Annotated in this window: 16 protein-coding genes, 1 tRNA gene and 4 pseudogenes; 7 read left to right on the plus strand and 14 right to left on the minus strand. The window is 69.7% G+C overall.

All coding sequences use genetic code 11. The features are described from left to right. Positions 1 to 44: 44 nt before the first annotated feature. The 6 genes and pseudogenes from ACWCPI_RS12165 to ACWCPI_RS12190 all read right to left on the minus strand — a co-directional run bounded on the left by ACWCPI_RS12165 (position 45) and on the right by ACWCPI_RS12190 (position 6191). Complete coding sequence (locus ACWCPI_RS12165) at positions 45 to 1721, minus strand: long-chain fatty acid--CoA ligase (protein ID WP_451038218.1); 1677 nt, start codon at positions 1719 to 1721, stop codon at positions 45 to 47. Between the two features lie 128 nt (positions 1722 to 1849). Continuing rightward, complete coding sequence (locus ACWCPI_RS12170; RefSeq protein ID WP_451038035.1) at positions 1850 to 2410, minus strand: SigE family RNA polymerase sigma factor; 561 nt, start codon at positions 2408 to 2410, stop codon at positions 1850 to 1852. 412 nt (positions 2411 to 2822) lie between these two features. Next, positions 2823 to 3989 carry a lipid-transfer protein gene (locus tag ACWCPI_RS12175; RefSeq protein WP_451038036.1) on the minus strand — a complete coding sequence of 389 codons (1167 nt, stop codon included), beginning with the start codon at positions 3987 to 3989 and terminating at the stop codon, positions 2823 to 2825. Positions 3990 to 4201: 212 nt separating this feature from the next. Then, positions 4202 to 4579: pseudogene (locus ACWCPI_RS12180) on the minus strand (MaoC/PaaZ C-terminal domain-containing protein); the annotation flags it as partial. Further along, positions 4576 to 5577 (minus strand): bifunctional MaoC family dehydratase N-terminal/OB-fold nucleic acid binding domain-containing protein, encoded by a 1002-nt coding sequence (locus ACWCPI_RS12185; protein WP_451038037.1) that lies wholly within the window; start codon positions 5575 to 5577, stop codon positions 4576 to 4578. The pseudogene ACWCPI_RS12180 and the gene ACWCPI_RS12185, both read right to left, overlap by 4 nt. A gap of 287 nt (positions 5578 to 5864) precedes the next feature. Beyond that, positions 5865 to 6191 (minus strand): hypothetical protein, encoded by a 327-nt coding sequence (locus ACWCPI_RS12190; RefSeq protein WP_451038038.1) that lies wholly within the window; start codon positions 6189 to 6191, stop codon positions 5865 to 5867. A gap of 376 nt (positions 6192 to 6567) precedes the next feature. On the opposite strand from ACWCPI_RS12190, the gene ACWCPI_RS12195 reads away from it, so the two are divergent. The 4 genes and pseudogenes from ACWCPI_RS12195 to ACWCPI_RS12210 all read left to right on the plus strand — a co-directional run bounded on the left by ACWCPI_RS12195 (position 6568) and on the right by ACWCPI_RS12210 (position 8891). Beyond that, positions 6568 to 7434, plus strand: a complete 867-nt coding sequence (locus ACWCPI_RS12195) for a bifunctional DNA primase/polymerase (protein WP_451038039.1) — start codon at positions 6568 to 6570, stop codon at positions 7432 to 7434. Positions 7435 to 7536: 102 nt separating this feature from the next. Further along, entirely contained in the window at positions 7537 to 7968 is a 432-nt protein-coding gene (locus ACWCPI_RS12200) for a hypothetical protein (RefSeq protein WP_451038040.1), read from the plus strand. Between the two features lie 69 nt (positions 7969 to 8037). Beyond that, positions 8038 to 8416, plus strand: a pseudogene (locus ACWCPI_RS12205) (hypothetical protein). A 103-nt stretch (positions 8417 to 8519) separates the two neighbouring features. Continuing rightward, the gene (locus ACWCPI_RS12210; RefSeq protein ID WP_451038041.1) at positions 8520 to 8891 is read left to right on the plus strand and encodes an amphi-Trp domain-containing protein; all 372 of its coding nucleotides are present in this window, start codon (positions 8520 to 8522) and stop codon (positions 8889 to 8891) included. A gap of 217 nt (positions 8892 to 9108) precedes the next feature. Here the strand turns inward: ACWCPI_RS12210 and ACWCPI_RS12215 are convergent, their stop codons facing one another. From ACWCPI_RS12215 to ACWCPI_RS12230, 4 genes and pseudogenes are all read right to left on the minus strand, one after another. Beyond that, positions 9109 to 9540: a hypothetical protein gene (locus ACWCPI_RS12215; RefSeq protein WP_451038042.1), complete on the minus strand. Its 432-nt coding sequence runs from the start codon at positions 9538 to 9540 to the stop codon at positions 9109 to 9111. Positions 9541 to 9891: 351 nt separating this feature from the next. Next, on the minus strand, positions 9892 to 10281 hold the full coding sequence (locus tag ACWCPI_RS12220) for a hypothetical protein (protein ID WP_041670841.1): 390 nt from the start codon (positions 10279 to 10281) through the stop codon (positions 9892 to 9894). Positions 10282 to 10406: 125 nt separating this feature from the next. After that, positions 10407 to 10805: pseudogene (locus tag ACWCPI_RS12225) on the minus strand (tyrosine-type recombinase/integrase); the annotation flags it as partial. Next, positions 10799 to 11136: pseudogene (locus tag ACWCPI_RS12230) on the minus strand (helix-turn-helix domain-containing protein); the annotation flags it as partial. The pseudogenes ACWCPI_RS12230 and ACWCPI_RS12225, both read right to left, overlap by 7 nt. A gap of 56 nt (positions 11137 to 11192) precedes the next feature. On the opposite strand from ACWCPI_RS12230, the gene ACWCPI_RS12235 reads away from it, so the two are divergent. Then, positions 11193 to 11903, plus strand: a complete 711-nt coding sequence (locus ACWCPI_RS12235; protein WP_451038043.1) for a hypothetical protein — start codon at positions 11193 to 11195, stop codon at positions 11901 to 11903. A gap of 941 nt (positions 11904 to 12844) precedes the next feature. Here ACWCPI_RS12235 and ACWCPI_RS12240 read toward each other — a convergent pair. From ACWCPI_RS12240 to ACWCPI_RS12250, 3 genes are all read right to left on the minus strand, one after another. After that, positions 12845 to 12929 (minus strand) — tRNA-Ser (locus tag ACWCPI_RS12240). A gap of 301 nt (positions 12930 to 13230) precedes the next feature. Then, a complete protein-coding gene (locus ACWCPI_RS12245) occupies positions 13231 to 14148 on the minus strand; it encodes a diacylglycerol/lipid kinase family protein (RefSeq protein ID WP_451038044.1) in 918 nt (305 codons plus the stop codon). Positions 14149 to 14400: 252 nt separating this feature from the next. After that, positions 14401 to 15087: an HdeD family acid-resistance protein gene (locus ACWCPI_RS12250; RefSeq protein ID WP_451038045.1), complete on the minus strand. Its 687-nt coding sequence runs from the start codon at positions 15085 to 15087 to the stop codon at positions 14401 to 14403. A 319-nt stretch (positions 15088 to 15406) separates the two neighbouring features. On the opposite strand from ACWCPI_RS12250, the gene ACWCPI_RS12255 reads away from it, so the two are divergent. Further along, complete coding sequence (locus ACWCPI_RS12255; protein WP_451038046.1) at positions 15407 to 16642, plus strand: SpoIIE family protein phosphatase; 1236 nt, start codon at positions 15407 to 15409, stop codon at positions 16640 to 16642. Between the two features lie 307 nt (positions 16643 to 16949). Here the strand turns inward: ACWCPI_RS12255 and ACWCPI_RS12260 are convergent, their stop codons facing one another. Beyond that, positions 16950 to 18467, minus strand: coding sequence for a trypsin-like peptidase domain-containing protein (locus ACWCPI_RS12260; protein ID WP_451038047.1), 1518 nt, complete (start codon positions 18465 to 18467; stop codon positions 16950 to 16952). A gap of 280 nt (positions 18468 to 18747) precedes the next feature. On the opposite strand from ACWCPI_RS12260, the gene ACWCPI_RS12265 reads away from it, so the two are divergent. Then, a complete protein-coding gene (locus tag ACWCPI_RS12265; RefSeq protein WP_451038048.1) occupies positions 18748 to 19575 on the plus strand; it encodes a glycerophosphodiester phosphodiesterase in 828 nt (275 codons plus the stop codon). The last annotated feature ends 41 nt before the right edge of the window (positions 19576 to 19616 follow it).

Genomic DNA, 19616 nt, shown 5'->3' on the forward strand with positions numbered 1-19616 from the left:
GGCCGTCAGTACCGCTCCTTGCGCCGCACGGTCACACGGGCGCCTCAGAGCCGGGTGACGTCCAGGTCGCCCTCCGCGTACTGTCGGCGCAGCACCTTCTTGTCGAACTTGCCGACGCTCGTCTTCGGGACCGCCTCGATGACCGTCCAGCGCTCCGGCAGCTGCCACTTGGCGATCTTGCCCTCGTCGGCGAGGAAGGCGCGCAGGGTCTCGAAGTCCGCGGAGGCGCCCTCCTTGAGGACGACCGTGGCCAGCGGACGCTCGCCCCACTTGTCGTCGGGGACCGCGACCACGGCGGCCTCGGCGACGGCCGGGTGGGACATCAGGGCGTTCTCCAGCTCGACCGAGGAGATCCACTCGCCGCCGGACTTGATGACGTCCTTGGCGCGGTCGGTGAGGGTGAGGAAGCCGTCGGGGGAGATGATGCCGACGTCACCGGTCTTCAGCCAGCCGTCCTCGCTGAACTTGTCGGCGGGACGCAGCGGTTCGGCGTCGGGCCCGTTGTAGTAGGCGCCTGCGATCCAGGGGCCGCGCACCTCCAGCTCGCCGGCCGCCTCGCCGTCCCACGGGAGGCGCTCACCGCCGGGGCCGGTGAGACGGGCCTGGACGCCCGCCGGGAAACGGCCCTGGGTGAGCCGGTACGCGAACTCCTCCTCCGTACCGGCCACATGGGCCGGTGGACGGGCGATCGTGCCGAGCGGGGAGGTCTCCGTCATGCCCCAGGCGTGGCAGACCCGCATGCCGAGCTTGTCGAAGGCCGCCATGAGCGCGGGCGGACAGGCCGAGCCGCCGATCGTGACCTGGCCGAGGGTGGAGACGTCCCGGGGCCTGGCGGTGAGCTCGGCGAGCAGACCCTGCCAGATGGTGGGCACGGCGGCCGCGTGGGTCGGCTTCTCGCCCTCGATCATCTCGGCGAGGGGCGCGGGCTGCAGGAAGCGGTCCGGCATCAGCATGTTGACGCCGGTCATGAAGGTGGCGTGCGGCAGGCCCCAGGCGTTCACATGGAACTGGGGGACCACGATGAGCGAGGTGTCCTGGTCGGTCAGACCCATCGACTGAGCCATGTTCACCTGCATGGAGTGCAGGTAGACCGAACGGTGGGAGTAGACGACACCCTTGGGGTCGCCGGTGGTGCCGGAGGTGTAGCACATGGCGGCGGCCTGGCGCTCGTCCAGCTCCGGCCAGTCGTACGCCGTCGGCTTGCCGGCGATCAGCTCCTCGTACTCGTGCACCCGCGCGGTGGCGCCCGCGAGCAGGGAACGGTCACCGGGCCCCGACACCACCACGTGCTCGACCGTCTTGAGGTGCGGGAGCAGCGGGGCGAGCAGGGGCAGGAGCGAACCGTTGGCGATGACGACCCGGTCCGCCGCGTGGTTGACGATCCAGGCGAGCTGCTCGGCGGGGAGGCGGAGGTTGAGGGTGTGCAGGACCGCGCCCATGGAGGGGATCGCGAAGTAGGCCTCGACGTGCTCGGCGTTGTTCCACATCAAGGTCGCGACCCGCTCGTCGCCGGACACGCCCAGGTCCTCACGCAGAGCGTGCGCCAGCTGCGCTGCCCGGGCACCGACCTCGGCGAAGGAACGACGGTGCGGCTCCGCCTCGCCGGTCCAGGTGGTGACCTGCGATGTTCCGTGGATCGTGGACCCATGGCTCAGGATCCTGGAGATCAGCAGCGGTACGTCCTGCATGGTGCTCAGCACGGCGTCCTCCCGGGGCGACATTGCCAACGCGGTGGTAAGGGTTGCGCAGATTCTGCGCGCATACCGCGCGGTATGTCACTAGGCACGGGCGATCGATCATGTCACGTTGCGTTCATGCGGCCGTGCCGGTAACGGGCCGCACCTCCTCGCTAGCGGACCAGCCCCAGCTCAGGGTCCTCGCGCAGCTTCCCCAGCGCTCGTGAGACGGCCGACTTCACCGTACCGACGGACACCCCGAGCACCTCGGCCGTCTGGACCTCGCTGAGGTCCTCGTAGTACCGCAGGACCACCATCGCCCGCTGCCGCGCCGGCAACCGCATGATCGCGCGCCACATCGCGTCGTGCAGCGCCTGCTGTTCCGCCGGGTCGTCGTCGCGGCCGGGCAGGGGCTCAGGCTCGGGCAACTCGTCGCAGGCGAACTCGTCGACTCTGCGCTTGCGCCACTGGGAGGTCCGCGTGTTCAGCAGCGCCCTGCGCACATAGCCGTCGAGCGCACGGTGGTCCTGGATGCGCTCCCAGGCGACGTATGTCTTGGCCAGCGCTGTCTGCAGCAGGTCCTCCGCGTCACTGGGGTTCGCGGTCAGCGACCGTGCGGTACGCAGCAGCACTGGCTGGCGAGCCCGCACGTACGACGTGAAGGAGGGGTACGTCGCGTTCGGAAGGGACCGCGTCGCGGCGTCGGAGGCGCTGGTGCAGACGGGTGTGGTCATGGCTCCACGCTATGAGCGGCCCCTGCTTCGGCGGATCGGCCGCAAGTGCCGAAGCGACGTCCGCCTCAGGTTGTAGGGGTGGGGCTCACTCCACCTCCTGAAGGTGGACGAGGGAGTGACATCTCCTGCGGGATCACCCCTGGGGGTCGGCCTCCTGCGGGCGGCTCACATCAGCCTCCCGCGGCCTGCTCCCACCAGCCCCCGCAGCCTGCCCGGGACGGTCGCCTGCGGCCACCAATCCCCACAGCCTGCCCGGGACGGTCGCCTGCGGCCACCAACCCCCACAGCCTGCCCGGGCCGGTCGCCTGTGGTCCAAGCTGGGCCGGTCGCCTGCGGTTCAAGCCGGGCCAGCCGCCCGCAGCAACCCGTGTCAGTCACCCCTGGCCGGTCCGGGCCCCCTGGCCGACCCACGTCAGCCGCCCGCAGCAAGCACCAGCCCCGATGTGGGCACGCCCGTGCCCGCCGTCACCAGCACGCGCTCGGCCCCGGGTATCTGGTTCACGGACGTACCCCGCACCTGCCTGACTCCCTCCGCGATTCCGTTCATCCCGTGCAGATACGCCTCCCCCAGCTGCCCTCCGTGCGTGTTGATGGGCAACCGCTCCTCGCGCACGAAGTCGCCGCCCTCCCCCTTTCCGCAGAACCCGAACTCCTCCAGCTGCATCAGCACGTACGGCGTGAAGTGGTCGTACAGGATCCCCACGTCGATCTCCCCCGGCCCCAGCCCCGCCGTCCGCCACAGCTGCCGTGCCACCACGGCCACCTCCGGCAGGCCGGTGAGGTCGTCCCGGTAGAAGCTCGTCATCTGCTCCTGCCCTCGGGCCGCGCCCTGGGCCGCGGCGGCTATGACCGCGGGTCGGTGCGGCAGGCCGCGCGCCCGGTCGACGGATGTGATGACGAGCGCCTGGCCTCCGTCCGTCTCCTGGCAGCAGTCCAGCAGCCGCAGCGGCTCGACGATCCAGCGCGAGGCCGCGTGGTCGTCGAGGGTGATCGGTCTGCCGTGGAAGTACGCGGCCGGGTTGGTCGCCGCGTACGCCCGGTCCATCACGGCCACATGCCCGAAGACCTCCGGCTTCAGCCCGTAGGTATGCAGATAGCGCTGGGCCGCCATCGCCACCCAGGAAGCCGGCGTGAGCAACCCGAACGGCAGCGACCACCCGAGCGCCACGCCCTCCGCCGACGGCTCCCGGTGCTGCACCCCCGAGCCGAACCGCCGCCCCGACCGCTCGTTGAACGCCCGGTAGCAGACCACGACCTCCGCCACACCCGTCGCCACGGCGAGCGCCGCCTGCTGAACGGTCGCGCAGGCCGCGCCGCCGCCGTAGTGGACGCGGGAGAAGAAGGACAGCTCACCCATGCCGCAGGCCTGGGCCACGGTGATCTCCGGGCTGGTGTCCATCGTGAAGGTCACCAGCCCGTCCACGTCCCCCGGCCTCAGTCCCGCGTCGTCCAAGGCCGCCCGCACCGCCTCCACGGCCAGCCGAAGCTCACTGCGTCCGGAGTCCTTGGAGAACTCGGTGGCCCCGACACCCACGATCGCCGCCCGCCCGGCCAGGGCGTCCCGCCGCCGGGCACTCATGCCGGGCCTGCCGATGGCGCGCTGGGGGCTTCCGGCGGTCCGGTGGTCGCCGTGCCCGGCGGTGGGGTCGGCGCCACTGGTGGAGGGGTCACCGCCCTGTCCGACGGTGGGATCGGCGCCGCCGGTGGGACGGTCACCTCCCTGTCCGCCCTGTCCGTCCGTGCGGTCGGCGCCGGTTCCCGTTCCGGTTCGGGTTCGGGTGCGGGTTCCGGTGGCACGGTCACCGTCACCGTGCCGGTCACGTGTCTGCCGATGTCGTTCGCGCCGATCACTCTCACCGTCGCCGTGTCACCGTCGATCTGCTCGATCGTGCCCCGCAACACCATCGTGTCCCCCGGGTGGTTGGGCGCCCCGAGCCGTATGGCCACCCTGCGCAGGACGGACGTCGGTCCGAAGTGGTCGGTGATGTAGCGGCCGACCAGGCCGTTGGTCGTCAGGATGTTCATGAAGATGTCGGGGGAGCCCTTCTTCCGGGCCAACTCGGCGTCGTGGTGCACGTCCTGGTAGTCCCGTGAGGCGATGGCTCCGGCGACGATCAGCGTGCGGGTGATCGGGATCTCCAGAGGGGGCAGTTCGTCACCGGCGTTCACGCGACCTCCTCCCGCCCGCGGAAGACCGGCAGCACCAACTCGTCGTCGTACGCCTGGAATTCCAGTCGCACCGGCATGCCGATCCGCACCTTGTCGTACGGCACCCCCACCACGTTGCTGATCATTCGTACGCCCTCGGCCAGCTCGATCAGCGCGACCGCGTAGGGCGGGTCGAAGGCCGGGAAGGGCGGATGGTGCATCACGACGTACGAGTAGACGGCTCCCTCACCGCTCGCCTCGACCGTGTCCCAGTCCGGGCTGCCGCAGGCGTTGCAGCCTGGCAGCCAGGGGTGGCGCGGGGTGCCGCAGCCGGTGCAGCGCTGGATGAGCAGGGTGTGCCGCCGGACGCCCTCCCAGAAGCCGGCGTTGTCACGGTTGACGACGGGGCGCGGGCGGGACGGTGTCTGGCGCGCGCCCGACCGCCCGGCCTGACGGACGGGTGCGTACTTGAGAATCCGGAAGCGGTGGGTGCCCGCCAGGTCGGAGCCGGTGCGGACGTCCATACGGGTCGTGACGAAGTAGCCGGTGCCGAGCTTCGTCGTCTTCTTCTCCGACACCGACTCGATCACCGAGTCGAAGGTGATCTCGTCCCCCGGCCGCAGCGGCCGTAAGTACTCCTGCTCGCAGTCGGTGGCGACCACCGAGGTGTAGCCCGCCTCGTCGAGCAGGTCGAGCAACTCCTCGTACGCATGCGCCCGGTCCGTGTGACCGCGGAGCCCGGCCATGGTCCACGCCTGGAGCATGGTGGGCGGTGCGACGGCGTCCGGCCCCTCGTACGCCGGGTTGGTGTCGCCCATCGCCTCGCACCAGTGCCGGATCATGGGCGCGTTCACCGGGTCCCGGCCCGCGCGGGCCACGGCGGCGGACCGCCCCTCGTAGACCTTCAGACGCTCCCCGAACTCGTCGCGTGCCGCCACCTCATGGCTCACCACCGGCTCGTAGCTCACCGTCGCCCCCTCGTCCCGTCGGCCTCGTAGTCCCACAGCGCCACAGCGCATCGCACTGACACTTCTGGTACACCGCGGCCACCGATCCGGTTCCCACGACTTTCCGGGGAGTTCCACGAGGCACGGGCGCAACGCTCGGGAATCGGGGCCCGTGGAGGTTTCTGACTGTCCGTCAGACGATACGCACTGTCAAGCCCGCCGAACCGCTCGCGGGCGCGCCGAAAACGCCTGCGCGGCGGCACCGAAGTACCGCCGCGCAGACGCACTGCACCCCACAACGCACACCCACACACTTCCGAGGGGGCCGGTGCTGAGCACGGGGCACCGACCCCCTCAGCTCACCACCACAGCGGCGTGAAGTTGACCGCCGCGTTGTCGTTGCCCTGGTTGACGGCCGTGAACGCCGAGCCGTTGACCTGTGCGGTGTTGCTCTGGTTCGAGGCGCCGGAGCCGGTCGCCTGCTGCTGGGTGGTGGACGAGGTGCCGAAGTTGTCGCCGCCGACCCCGCTGCCGACGAGGCCCTGGGCGGCGTTCGTGACGGCCGCGCTGGATCCGTCGTCCGCGAAGGCGCCGTTGTCCGCCGCCGCGACGCCGGCGAAGAGGGCGGCGGCCAGCGGGAGGGCGGAGACGGCGGCGATGACGCGGGCGGTACGGATGCTTGCCATGTTGTTCCTCCAGAACAGGTGCGCCCAGGCTCCCCGCCGGACGCATAGGTGGTGCATGAAGTACTGCTCGTTCCCAGGCAGTTGGCCGACCGCCCGGTGTCCTGCACGACGTCGCGAGATCAACGTTGCCCACCGAATCCCTGGCGAACCACCCCGGAAGCCTCCATTCCCCCTGAAGCGTGATGACAAGTCGATAAACCCCTTTCGTCACTTCCAGGGCTCGAACCAGGGCAGTACGGTCAGCTCACCCCCCAAGCCCCACAAGAGGGGAAGCGTTTCTGCACACGTCCGGCCAACCCGCACGGACCGACGAGCCACCCGCCGCCGCCCGACCATTCCCCTTTCTTTTTTCGAACGTACGTACGAAAATAGAGTCATGGCCACCACCGACCGGCAGGCCACGACGCTGGCCCTCGCACACGCCCTGTCAGCCGCCGAACGCGGCCTGGCCGTCATCCCGCTGTCCCGGACGAAGCTCCCGGCGCTGCGCTCCCCCCACCGCGACGACCCCGGTCCCACGCCCTGCCACGGCGAGTGCGGCCGCTTCGGGCACGGCGTCTACGACGCCTCCACCGACCCCGTCCGCATCCGTGAACTGTTCGCCGCCGCCCCGTGGGCGACGGGTTACGGCATCGCCTGCGGCCTGCCCCCACACCACCTGATCGGCATCGACCTCGACACCAAGTCCGGTACGGACTCCTCGGCCGCCCTGCGTGAACTCGCGCTGCGCCACCTGTTCACGATCCCGCCCACCGTCGTCGTCCTGACCCCCAGTGGCGGTCGCCATCTCTGGCTCACCGGCCCACCCGACGTCGTCGTCCCCAACTCGGCGGGCCGCCTCGCGCCCGGCATCGACATCCGGGGCGCCGGCGGCTACCTGGTCGGGCCCGGCTCGCGCACCGACCACGGCGTCTACGGCACCGCTCCCGGCACGTCCCACATCGCGCCCGCGCCCTGCCCGCGCGCCCTCCTGCGCCTTCTGCTCCCCCCGCCCCGCACGCACCACCCCACGCCCCCGTCGGCCGACGGGCATGGACAGGGACTCGTCCAGTTCGTGCTCGCCGCCCACGAGGGCCAGCGCAACACCCGTCTGTTCTGGGCGGCCTGCCGCGCCTACGAGGACGGCATCGGCCCCGCCCTGGTCGCGCCCCTCGTCGAGGCCGCCCTCAACACCGGCCTGACCGAACGCGAGGCCCGCGCGACGATCGCGTCGGCGGCACGGCTGACCGGGCACCGCCCCTGACACACGGACATCGGCACGGCGGGCCACGAAACCGCGAACAGCGGCACAGCAAGCCCAGAAATTCACGGGAGCTCGATGCACCACCGCCCTAGAGTGCCGACCATGTCGTTGACCCGCGTCGTCCTCACCTCCGGCCGCTCACTCGACCTGTCCGAGCTGCGGCTCTCCTCGACGTACGGCGGGATGCTGGAGGGCTACCCGTGCAAACCGGTCAACGACATGAAGATCAAGGGCCTCGTCCACACCGCTGAGCGCGCCCACCCCACCACTCCGGTCCACCTCGTCCCGCCGCCGCGCGAGTACCCCGACCAGTACGCGGGCGCCTTCGGCCCGGTCGAGGTCCTGCCCGCGGTGGCCTGCGTCGGCGCCTTCCGCTCCACGGCCCTCGAACGAGACCACGACCCGGTGCTCTACCGCTCCGCCCTCACGATCGTCTGGTTCCAGCCCACCGCGCACGTGCCGTCCGGCTGTGACGCGGAGGAGGCGCTGCGGGAGGTTGCGTGGGAGGACCTGGCGCGGGACTACGAGTTGTAGTCCGCCGAGGCGGCGCACGGCGAGGAACCCGCGGCACACAGAAACGGCTTGTAGCGGAGGGGAGCCCCGGTGCCAGGGTCGGGCCATGAGCGCTCCCGACGTGAGCTGACGGGCTGGCCGTTCGACCTGACATGGGCTTTGTTCGAGTACCACCTAGCCCGGTTGCGGCCCGAGGGCTTCCTGTGGGAACCGGCACCGCACTGCTGGACGGTGCGCCGGGCCGCCGACGGCAGACGGGTGCCGGACCGGGCGGAGACCGAGTCCGACCCTGGCGGCGCTGTTCCGGCTCGACGAGGCGGACCTGGAGCCCACGGCACCGTTCCCCTGGCCGAACGACCCCGCATACAGCGTCGCCCCCGTGATCGGCAGGGTGAACGCGGAGCTGATGAAGAACGCGGCGGAGATCGGCCAGTTGCGTCTGTTGCGGGTCCTGCAGCCGGGTCGGTGAGTGCCCTGGCGAGATGAGCGACATGGGCGAGATGTCCGATAGGGCACATGGCGCCAGAATGGGCACTGTCGGCTCTTGCTGCCGCCCCGGATCGGAGAACGCCATGTCGGACCTCAAGCTCGAACAGAAACGCTCGCTGTCCCGCGAGGAGGCGGCCGACCGGCTTGAGGCCCTGGCAGCCGCGTTGCGGCGGGGCGGGAAAGCGGAACTGAAACTCGATCCCTGGAAGCTCAGCCTGCAGATCCCCAGCGATCTTCACAGCGAGATCGAGGTCGAGGTCGGCGACGGGGAGATCGAGCTGGAGATCGAGTTCAAGTGGCCGACCGGTCCGACTCCCCGGGCAACGCCGTCGCAGGACGAGGAGCAGGACACCCCGAAGGCCGCAAGCGGACGGAAGAGCGGTTCCCCTGCTCCCGCACGCACCCGCTCCGGCACGGGCAGAGGCGTGAAGCGCACCACCGCGAAGAAGTCCTGACCCGGGGCGCGATCTCGGCACGGGACGGGTGTGGGGGCAAGCCGGTCAGGCGAGGGACGACCTGATCCGGTCGATGCGCGCAGAACCTCATCTCTGTTCTTCGCGCTCTTGATCCAGGTGGGTAGCCGCGCGACGAGCGTCATCCGCTTGCCCTGTGCGCCCCATGGAGCCCGCTCGCGCAACGGTGGACGGGGCGCCGCGCGCGCGTGCCGGTCGACTACCGGCTCAAGGTGCACAGCTTGTAGTCGTCCAGTTCCCCTATGTACGCCCAGAGCTTGGGAGACCGCACAGTTCCCCCCGCTTCGTACCCTGCGGACACGTCTGAGCTGGAGAACCGGATCGTTATTTCAGTTCTCGGCGTGGACTCGTCCGACGGTGTCCAGACCATCGTGTCCCACGACCCGTCTCCGGATTTCCATGGGGAGCCCTCCCGCCCGGGGCCGCCTGCCGTCCAGTACAGGAATTCACCGCAGATCTTCGTGGCGGTGAAGACTCCGTTCGCGGCGAAGGTGATGCTGCCGCCCGCCTCGTCCCGCCAGGTGCCGACGAGGTGGCCGTCGGTCACGACTTGGGGTGTGCCCGGCGGCTGCGGGGGATCGTGGATCGCGGCAGCGAGGCTGTAGCAACCGGAGAGCAGTGCGGACAGCACGCCAACCGCCAGTGAGGCACCGAGTGCTCTGCCAAGCCGAGCGATCCCCATCCCGATTCCCCCAGCCCTCTCACGCTTCCGCCACCCTGCCATAGGATTTGAACGCGTTCAAGACCTACTCCGACGGACGTGCCAACGGCCCCTGACCGATTCAGCTGGTCAGGGGCCGCGCACATGCGGTGGGTGTGGGATTTGAACCCACGGTGACTCGCGCCACGAAGGGTTTCAAGACATCTCGGCGATCATGGGCGCCTTCCCTCCGCCGCAGGTCAGACGGGTACGAGCGCCCCGGCGGAGCCGTCCTCATCTTCGTCGTGCCCGCTACTGCCCCAGGCGCTCGGTCGCGCCCGCTCAGCCGCCAGTCACGGCGGGAACGATCACGGCGGCGACAGCCGACAGCAGCCCTCCTACGGCGAGAGCGCCATTGAACTTCTCTTTGGCCGTTGGAAACACGGAGCGACTCACGTTCCCGATCTTGCTGCGCAGAACGATCATCTTGATCTTCTGCCACCTATGCTGACGTTTCGAGCACCCCATCAACACGCCATAAGCGTTGTTGCGGCAGTAGGTCTGCCCGTCTCGGTTCACCGCTCCGCACCAGACCGGCACCTGGAAGGCGGCATAGGTCGAGACGCCGAGTGAGAGAGCCACGATCACAGGCAAGGACCATTGCTGGCTCCAGGCAACGACCAAGGCAGCAGCCACCATGTATCCCCAGTACAGACGCACCACTTTCCCCATGAGCACGCAGAGTATCGGTGCATATGCGCAGGGCATAGACGTGAATTGGACACTGCGGCACAGCACAACGCCCCTGACCGTGCTTCTGGCCAGGGGCGTCACATGTGCAGGGCGTCTCAGAGGGGCTATTGGACTTCGGGAGAGCCGATCCCGTCTTGCCCAGCAAGCCACGCATCTGCCGCTTCGGCAACTTGGTCATCCCGACCGGCGACCGGCCGGGCGTAGTGCCGAGTCGTGACGCTCGCGTTCGAGTGGCCGAGCCGGTGAGCTGCGGTCATGACGCCGTAGCGGTCGGCGACCCGCGTGCCATGTGAGGCCCGAAGGTCGTGCGGGGTCACGTCGGTGAGCCCGGCTGCCGAGAGGGCAGGGTCGAAGTACGCCTTGCGCCACTGGTTGTAGCGCAGTGGCTTGCCGCCGGGTGTTGTGAACAGGAGTGCGTCATCCCCGCCGGACAGAGTCTCCAGGTGCCGGCCGAGTCGCTTCGCGAGCGACGGGCCGACGCGAAGAAGCCGCTTCTGGGGACTAAGGTGCCGTCCACGATCAGCACGGTGTCCTTGTGGAACCGCGTGCGCTGCCGCAACCCGAGCAACGGTGCGAGGTGGTCAATGATGCGGTCGGCGGCGGACTTCGAGATGCCGAACAGCGGGGCAAGCTGTCGCAAAGTCAGGTTCGTCCGCCACTAGGCGACGACGAGGAGAACGCGGTCCTCCAGAGGGAGGCCCCACGGCCGACCTTGCGGACCGGGTCCGCCCCCTCTCGCCGAAGCGCATTGATCAACTTGCGGAACTGATGCGGCCTCAGTCCGGAGAACGGGGCTGTCCAGGACGGCTCCGACGCCGTGATCACACCAGACACACCACGACCATCTCACCCGCGGTCAGCAGTCATCCGGCAGCCCCTAGAGTGAGCGGATGGTCGAAGCTGATGCGCGGGATGTGCGGGCGGGGCTGCCTGCGCACGCGATCGAGGTCGGCATCGAGCCTTTGGCCCGGCCGACGCGGAACTCGGTGGGCGGCTGGCCCTTCCTCGACGAGGACCAGGAGTGGCCGGTGTGTTTCTGCGGCGAGCGGATGGTCCTGTTCTTCCAGCTCGATATCCCCCCGGACCTGGAACCTTTCGGCGGAGATCACCTGTTGGTCTTTCAGTGCCGCGCGCACAACGACGCATCCGACCCGCAGTTGACTGACGGCCGGCTCGTGCCCCGGTATTGGGACGCTCCACAGCCGCCCTATCCGGGTCCGTTCTGGAGCCTGCTGCTCCAGCGCCACGCGACGCTACCCGCGGCGGATTCCGAACCATCCCTGTACGCCCTACCGCTGACCCTGCGCCCCTTCGTGGACAACCCCAACGCGCGAGGGCTGGGGGCCCAGACATTCAAAGTGGGCGGTACGCCGTCCTGGGCGCAAGACCCCGAGTTCTACCGATGCGCGTGCGGCGCCGATCTGGTGTACCTCTGCCAGGTACCGGAGGGTATGGAATTCGCCGTCCACCCGGGCCAACCAGAGCAGCCCTACAGCATCGGTGCCGACACCTACGGGCTCTTCCTCAGCAACGAGGTCTATCTGCTGGCTTGCCCTTCCCACTGCGACCCGGCTGCACTCTGGCCGGTGAACCAGAACTGAACCTCGGCATCGCCGACCTACCCGGCGGACGAGCATGCCAGTCAACGCCCGTAGATCATTTACTGGACTGCGCTTAGGGAGCAAAGGCGTGTCGGCCGTCATGCCAGCCCTCCAGACTTCTATGACCATCCAGGGAGTTCGGGACACAGAGGTGTTAGACAAGTGGCACCGCCAGATCAGCCTGCAAGGAGGGCGACGACCATAACGAGCAAGACGTACACGTGATGCGCGGCGGCCACGACCTCAGCCTGCGTCAGGCACGCCACACATTCGAGGCGCTCGGTGCGGCAACCAGTACTGCGCACAGTTTGTCCGCTCTGCTGCCTGACATTCGCCCGGACAGTGGAATGCCCCACGGAGCGGGTTGCCCCCACTCGTGGTCTGGGGGAGGCCTGCGCCACTAGCGCACCAGATCGAGCGGGGAACACCGGGGAATCACGGTGAAAGCTGCCGAGGCCGGCGCGACCCCGTCCAGGCAGTTCGGCCAGGTCAGCGCCCGAACCGGCCCCAAATGATCGCAGCTTCCCGAGCTGAGAGTCCAGCCTCGCCGTCCAGCCGGTGCCGAGTGGCAAGCTGCCCTGGTGTGAGGTGTCATGAGAGGGATGGCTTGGGAAACCTCTTCTGGCACATCTCTGATGTCGAAAGGGACGGGATGTCCGTGCCTGTCCTGTTGCTGAGCCAAGATCCCCCGAGATTCACGCAACGGCACCACCGCCATCCTGCCCGCGCCAGCGCTACGCCAACACCGTGGCCCGTCTCCAAGTCCACAGCGCGACCGGTATGACTGTCACCGACCGATCCTCACGGAGCTGCGGATCGGAGGGGGCGTGCCCCATCCGTGCCCGATCGTGCGGGAAGTCACGGGGAACCACGGTGGTGAGAAGGTACCGCGCAGCGCAACGGCCCCTGACCGATTCAGCTGGTCAGGGGCCGTTCACCTGCGGTGGGTGTGGGATTTGAACCCACGGTGACTCGCGCCACGACGGTTTTCAAGACCGTTCCCTTAGGCCGCTCGGGCAACCCACCTCGCCCCGGCCCACCAGGGGCGGAGCGGGTACAGCGTACCGGCCCGGCGCGGTTCGCGGAGGGCATGGTCCACACGGGGTCCGCAGGCGCTGATTCCATGCTCGCCTGCCGGGGCCCCATGGCAGGCGAGTAGTGGCCGCGTTCTCCCGTTCGCCTGTGCGCGAGCTCGTCAGGCAAGCGGTTCGGGCGGTGCACCGGCCACCCGGTGAGGCCAAGGCCGCCCTGCCGACAGTGACAAGCCCTTCCTCTCCACTGCGAACGCGGAGACGCAGCCAGATCCCGGCCGGCAGCCGCAGCCGTCTCAAAGCAGCCTTCCATGGCGCACTGCGTGCTCCGGCGGGATCCCCGGCCGGTCCTTCGGCAGCAGCACACGCAGGGCGCCCGGCCGGATTGCGCACACGACGGGGAGAGGAAGCCGCACCGCTTCGCCGTCGACGCCCGCGTCCAGGTGTCGCACGTCACCGTGCAGTGTGACGCCGGGAGCCGACCAGACGACAGCTCCTTCGCCCACCGGGCCGGCACCGCGCTTGTGCTGTCGCAGTTCGTCGCGCAGGTGCCGCAGAAGATCCGGGGGTGCCTGCGTCGGCCGCTTGAGGACAACGGCGCCCAGCTGTCCCGTGGTGAGGGAGAAGCGGCGCCCCAGCCAGCGCGGTGTGGCCAGGTGGTAGGGGTTGTTGGAGATCAGCACCACCTGCGGGAACTCGACGGTCCCCGTGGGGGTGTCCACCCGGGCCTCGACCCACTGCTTGCCCTTGAGATAGTCGGGCGCCACCGTGGCGAACGCGCGCGGCTTGTCCTCCCGGTAGCCAGGCTCCAGCAGGGCGTCGGCGTACATGCCGAAAGAGACGTTGTTGACGAAGACACGTGAGCCGAGCACCCCCAGGTCCACCTGCGTGGGTTCACCGTCGACCAGGGCGTCCAGCGCCCGCCCCGGATCGCGGAGGTCGAGGCCGAGGTCCCGGGCGAAGTGGTTCCGGGTGCCCGCCGGGACCACGACCAGCGGCCGCCCCTCGTCGGCGGCCACCGCGGCGACCGCCGACACGGTGCCGTCGCCGCCCGCCACCCCCAGCACCTGCGCCCCGTCCCGCACAGCGCCCCTCGCAAGTGACGCAGCGTCCCGCTCCGCGCCGGTCATCCAGACCTGGGCTCCCATGTCCTCGGCCCGCTGCACGAGGCCGTAACGAGCGGTCTTGCCGCCGCCCGAGCGCGGGTTCGTCACGACCACCACCCGGGCATGTGTCCGAGCACCAGCCATCAGCACACCCACTCTCACCGTTCCGGGCAGTCTGCGACCATCCGAGTGACGCAGGAAGGCATCGCCGCCTCCTGACGGCGCGGCGGCGGTACGAGCAGCGCCGACCGGGGCACCTCTGTGCGCTGCGGACAGCCGGGCAGATGCCCTCTGCCGCGGACGTCTGTCCCGTACGGCGGACGCCTGCGGCAGCGGGGCGGCCGGAGTCTCCCGACGCGATCAGTGCTGCAGGTGCGGTTGGGAGCGGAACGCAGGCCGCCGCTTGGCAGTGGTCCCGGAAGCGAGATGGCCGACATCGATGCGCATCCTGATGGCGTGGAACACCTCGACGACCCCCAAGACGATGGCCATGATGCCCGCGGCCAGGGTCAGCGCGCCGACCGAGTCGAACGGCGACACGATCAGTACGACGCCCGCCAGCATGCCGATGATCCCGGTGAACAGCATCCATCCCCGCGCCGGCGTGTCCGGGGCGGAGGCGGCCGTAGCCGTCACCATGGTCCCGCGCAGCAGCCAGCTGAAACCGATCCACAGGGCGAGCAGCAGGATCGACTGCATCGTGTCGCGGAAGCAGATCAGCCCGAGCAGGACCAAGAGCGCACCCGTGACGAAATGCAGCGCCCGAAGATGCCCGGGGATGTGCGTGCCGAAGGCGGCGGCCAGTTGGAAGACACCGATGACCAGCAGATAGATACCGAAGAGCACACCGACGACCCGCAGCGTCTCTCCCGGCCAGGCAAGGACCATGACGCCAAGGGCGATGGCAGCCAGGCCCGCGGTGAGCAGGATCTGCCAGCCCATGTTCCCCAAGGCCACCAGGCTTCCGCCCAAGGAGGCGTCTCGTGGCTCGGTGCCGTACGGGTGCGCAGTGCCCGTGCCTGAGCCCGAATCGGAGGAGGAGGTCATACCAACTCACCCTTCCGGAAACAGCGGAAGCGGATCGTTCCCCTCCATCGTCACCCGCCCGGCTCCGTATCGCCTGGCGAGGACGGAGGTGGTCATATGAAACCTGCTGTGTCGGTGCGGTAGCCCGGAGTGCCGCTTCGCACGATCGCTCGGCCGTTGACGCTTTCGCTTCCAGTCGGCGTGTCTGAGGCTCAACCTCGCCCGTGCGGGCCGATCGGGGTCGCGACGCAGGTCGGAGGAAGGCGGACGAGCGCGGACCCCGGATCCCCCGTAGATTGACAGAGCAGGCAGCCGCGCTCGTCAACCGGGAGAGCGCGCGATGACAGCGGACATCGACTTCACGGCGTTCTTCGACGCCACCCCAAGCCCGTACCTGGTGCTGGACACGGACCTGGTGATTCGCTACGTCAACCCGGCATGCCTGAGGACCGTCGGCCGGACCGAGGATGAGTTGGTCGGGAAGTACTTCTTCGACGCCCTGCCGGAAAACCCAGGAATCCACGACGAAGCAGAACGGAACCTGAAGGCGTCACTGCTCCGGCTTCTGGACACCGGGGAGCCGGAAACCGCGGTGCTGGAGCGGTACGACCTTCCGCGCCCCGACCAGCCGGACGGGTTCGAGGAGCGATGGTGGTCCGTGATCCACACCCCGCTCGCGGGACCTGACGGCAAAGTGAAATGGATCATCCAACAGGTAGAGGACGTCACCGCCTTCGTTCACTCACCCCGGACACGGCAGTGCAGCGAGGGGTTGACCGAGCAGGCGAAGGGCCCGGCAGCCGAGTTGTACGCGCGGGCCCGCGAGCTGGACCGGCTGAACCAGGAACTGCGACAGGCCCACGCCCGCGAACAGCAGGTCGCCGTCACCCTGCAGGAAGCCATGCTCTCCGTCCCCGACCTGGACCGGCACAGCAACATCGCCGTGCGCTACCTGTCGGCGACCGCGTCACTGAACGTGTGCGGCGACTGGTACGACGTCGTCGACCTGCCACCTGACCGCTACGCCGTGGCGGTCGGAGACGTCGTCGGCCACGGTCTGCCCGCCGCAGCCGTCATGGGCATGCTCCGCAGCGCCCTGAGCGCCGTCATCCGCGCCATCCCCAGCCCCGCCCAGGCCCTGGAAATCCTCGGCCTGTACGCCCGCTCCGTGGACGGCGCGATGGCCGCCACCGCGGTCAAGGTCCTCATCGACACGCGCAGCAAGCTGATCGTCTACAGCAACGCCGGGCACCCACCGCCGGTCCTGCTCCACTCCGACGGGACCTGCGAACTGCTGGACAAGGCCACCGATCCGCCACTGGGCGCACGCGAGCACCATGTTCCCCGCCCCCAGGCCGGGGTCGGCTACGCCCAGGGAGACACCCTCGTGCTGTACACCGACGGCCTCATCGAGCGCCGCGACGAGGACATCGACACCGGCATCGAGCGCCTGAGCACAGCCCTGGCCCAGGACCAGGCCCTCTCCCCAGACCTGCTGGCCGACGCACTGCTGGCCCGGCTCGATGTCGCCGATGGCGCCCCCGACGACATCGCCCTTGTCATCATCCGCCTTTGACCTGCGCGTCTTCGGGACAGTGACCGGAGGCACTCCGGCCGGGGCAAGAACGGGCGCTCAGGCTGGACCCCGTTGCTTCCTGCTCGCCCTTGGTCGCCTGGTCCCCACGCACTGATCCACTACGCGACAGGGCCGGCTTGCGCGGGGTGTGTGGTGCGCACGGGGTTCAGCGGCCCCGCGGAATCGAGGGCCGTGCGGCCGGGAGGCGAGCGGTCGGGCGGGTGCCGTAGGGGGCCGGCGGGCGCAGGGCACGCGCGCGTACGGGGCGGTCCTGTCGGTACCCGGCGTACGCGCGCGTGCCGTGGCGTCAGCTGTCGCCCGTGCGGGCGCCCAGGGTGAGTTCGATCGTGCGGGACTTGCCGTCCCGCTCGTAGGTGAGCGTGACCTTGTCGCCGGGCTTGTGGGTCCAGATCTCGCCGATCAGGGTCGGGCCGGAGTCGATCACCCGGTCGTCGAGCTGGGTGATGACGTCGCCCGGCTTGAGACCGGCCTTGTCGGCGGGGCCGCCCGCCTCGACCGCGTCCGATCCACCGGCTCCCTGCTCGGTGATCTTGGCGCCGTCGCTGCTGTCCTCCAGGGAGACGGAGGCACCGATCTTCGCGTACACCGGCTTGCCGGTCTTGATCAGTTCCTGGGCGACGTACTTGGCCTGGTTGATCGGGATGGCGAAGCCGAGGCCGATCGAGCCGGACTGGCTGGTGCCGCCGAGGCCGTTGGCGGCGGACTGGATCGCGGAGTTGATGCCGATGACGTTGCCCTGCGCGTCCAGCAACGGGCCGCCGGAGTTTCCGGGGTTGATCGAGGCGTCCGTCTGCAGGGCGCTCATGTAGGAGGCGTTGCTGCCGGTGCCGTCGCTGGAGGCCACGGGGCGGTTCTTGGCGCTGATGATGCCGGTGGTGACCGTGTCGGAGAGGCCGAAGGGGGCGCCGATCGCGATCGTGGAGTCGCCGACCGCCACCTTGTCGGAGTCGCCCAGGGTGAGCGGCTTGAGGTCGGAGGGGGCGCTCTTGAGCTTGATGACCGCCACGTCGTAGCCCTGCGCGTGCCCGACGACCTCGGCGTCGTACTTCTTCCCGCTCGGGAACGTCGCCGTGAGCTTGCCGCCGTCGACCGCGTCGGCCACCACGTGGTTGTTGGTGACGATGTGGCCCTCGGTGTCGAAGACGAAGCCGGTGCCGGTGCCACCCTCGCCGCTGCTGCTCTCGGCCTGGATCGTGACCGTGCTGGGCAGCGCCTTGGCGGCCACGCCCGCCACGGTGCCCGGGTCGCGCTTGACGGAGCCGCCGCTGTCGGAGGCGGAGACGGTCGTCGAGGAGGTGCTGTCGTCGTTCTTGGCCAGGGTGTAGCCGAGGCCACCGCCCAGCCCGCCGGCGACCAGCGCGGCGATGAGGACCGCGGCGAGCAGACCACCGCGCCCGCGGCCGGACTTCGGCGCCGGCTGCTGGTAGGTGCTGCCCCAGCCTGAGCCGGCACCCCCGCCCATGCCCGCACCGCCTGCGACGGCACCGTGGTCGGCGTACGTCGGCATGGCGGCGGGCGGCGGGGGCGGCCAGGAGGCGTCGGGGGCCGAGCCCTGGTGGGCGGGCGGCTGAGTTCCGTTCGATGCGGTCGGAGCGGCGTACGGTGGGGCGCCGTGCCCGCCCGCCGGGGCGCCTTCGGGACTCGCCGGGGCGCTGTCGGGCACCGGCGGGAGCTGAGCGGTCGGGGCGGCACCGCCCTCGGGAACCGGGCGCTCCTGGGACGCCGGAGCAGCGGGAGCATCCACCGGCACGGGGGGTGCGGACGGGGCCGGGGGTACCGCGGCGCCCTCGTTCTCGGTGCTCACAGCTTCTCTCCTCGATCCACGGCTGTTGTCTTCGGTCGCACTCGGTCACGCCCGTTCACGCTTGCCATTTTCTTCTGCGGCGGTCGGCGCGTTTCAGCTGTGCCTGCCATTTATGTATGCCGTCAGCTTTTCCCACGGGCCGTCAGAGCACCATAAGCGGTCGCTGTGCGTCCGCGGCCAATCTTTATATCGGTTATCTGCGACTAAACGGGCACAATCCCAGCGCCCTCGCGACTCCTCCGGTCGCACGTCTACCCCCATGCGGTGGCACCATGACGCGGTGACCCAAGCACGGCAGCACCAGATCCGAGTCGTCGCCCACCGCGGAGCCTCCGAAGACGCTCCCGAGCACACCCTGGCCGCGTACAAGAAGGCGATCGAGGACGGCGCGGACGCCCTTGAGTGCGACGTACGCCTCACCGCGGACGGCCACCTCGTGTGCGTCCACGACCGACGCGTCAACCGTACGTCCAACGGGCGCGGCGCGGTCTCCGCCCTGGAACTCGCCGAACTCGCCGCGCTGGACTTCGGCTCCCGCAAGAACCGCGACTCCTGGATCAACCGCACCGAGGAGCCCGACTGGGAGGTCCGGCCGGAGGACCCCGAGGACACCTCCGTCCTCACCCTGGAGCGGCTGCTGGAGCTCGTCGCCGACGCCGGGCGGCGGGTGGAGATGGCCATCGAGACCAAGCACCCGACCCGGTGGGCGGGGCAGGTCGAGGAGCGGCTGCTGGTCCTGCTGAAGCGTTTCGGACTGGACGCCCCCGCCTCGCCCGAGGAGTCGGCGGTGCGCGTGATGAGCTTCTCGGCGCGCTCGCTGCATCGCGTACGCGCCGCCTCGCCGACCCTGCCGACGGTCTACCTGATGCAGTTCGTCTCGCCGAGGCTGCGGGACGGACGACTGCCCGCGGGCGTCCACATCGCGGGTCCCTCGATCCGGATCGTGCGCAACCACCCGACCTACGTGGAGCGCCTGAAGCGCGCGGGTCACCAGGTGCACGTGTGGACCGTGAACGAGCCGCAGGACGTCGACCTCTGCGCCGAGCTCGGCGTCGACGCCATCATCACCAACCGCCCGCGCGCGGTGCTGCGCCGGCTCGGACGCTGACACCCGCCGACGGCTGTCGCGGCGGGCAGTGAGGCGGGCCG

Source organism: Streptomyces sp. NPDC001920 (assembly GCF_053594495.1).

Excerpts from the sequence above, each read along its gene's own strand:
- ACWCPI_RS12220 (WP_041670841.1), bottom strand. The coding sequence starts at position 10,281 with ATGGGGAAAGTGGTGCGTCTGTACTGGGGATACATGGTGGCTGCTGCC.
- ACWCPI_RS12165 (WP_451038218.1), bottom strand. The coding sequence starts at position 1,721 with ATGTCGCCCCGGGAGGACGCCGTGCTGAGCACCATGCAGGACGTACCG.
- ACWCPI_RS12195 (WP_451038039.1), top strand. The coding sequence starts at position 6,568 with ATGGCCACCACCGACCGGCAGGCCACGACGCTGGCCCTCGCACACGCC.
- ACWCPI_RS12210 (WP_451038041.1), top strand. The coding sequence starts at position 8,520 with ATGTCGGACCTCAAGCTCGAACAGAAACGCTCGCTGTCCCGCGAGGAG.
- ACWCPI_RS12255 (WP_451038046.1), top strand. The coding sequence starts at position 15,407 with ATGACAGCGGACATCGACTTCACGGCGTTCTTCGACGCCACCCCAAGC.
- ACWCPI_RS12185 (WP_451038037.1), bottom strand. The coding sequence starts at position 5,577 with ATGCGCTGTGGCGCTGTGGGACTACGAGGCCGACGGGACGAGGGGGCG.
- ACWCPI_RS12235 (WP_451038043.1), top strand. The coding sequence starts at position 11,193 with ATGGTCGAAGCTGATGCGCGGGATGTGCGGGCGGGGCTGCCTGCGCAC.
- ACWCPI_RS12200 (WP_451038040.1), top strand. The coding sequence starts at position 7,537 with ATGTCGTTGACCCGCGTCGTCCTCACCTCCGGCCGCTCACTCGACCTG.
- ACWCPI_RS12170 (WP_451038035.1), bottom strand. The coding sequence starts at position 2,410 with ATGACCACACCCGTCTGCACCAGCGCCTCCGACGCCGCGACGCGGTCC.
- ACWCPI_RS12250 (WP_451038045.1), bottom strand. The coding sequence starts at position 15,087 with ATGACCTCCTCCTCCGATTCGGGCTCAGGCACGGGCACTGCGCACCCG.
- ACWCPI_RS12190 (WP_451038038.1), bottom strand. The coding sequence starts at position 6,191 with ATGGCAAGCATCCGTACCGCCCGCGTCATCGCCGCCGTCTCCGCCCTC.
- ACWCPI_RS12175 (WP_451038036.1), bottom strand. The coding sequence starts at position 3,989 with ATGAGTGCCCGGCGGCGGGACGCCCTGGCCGGGCGGGCGGCGATCGTG.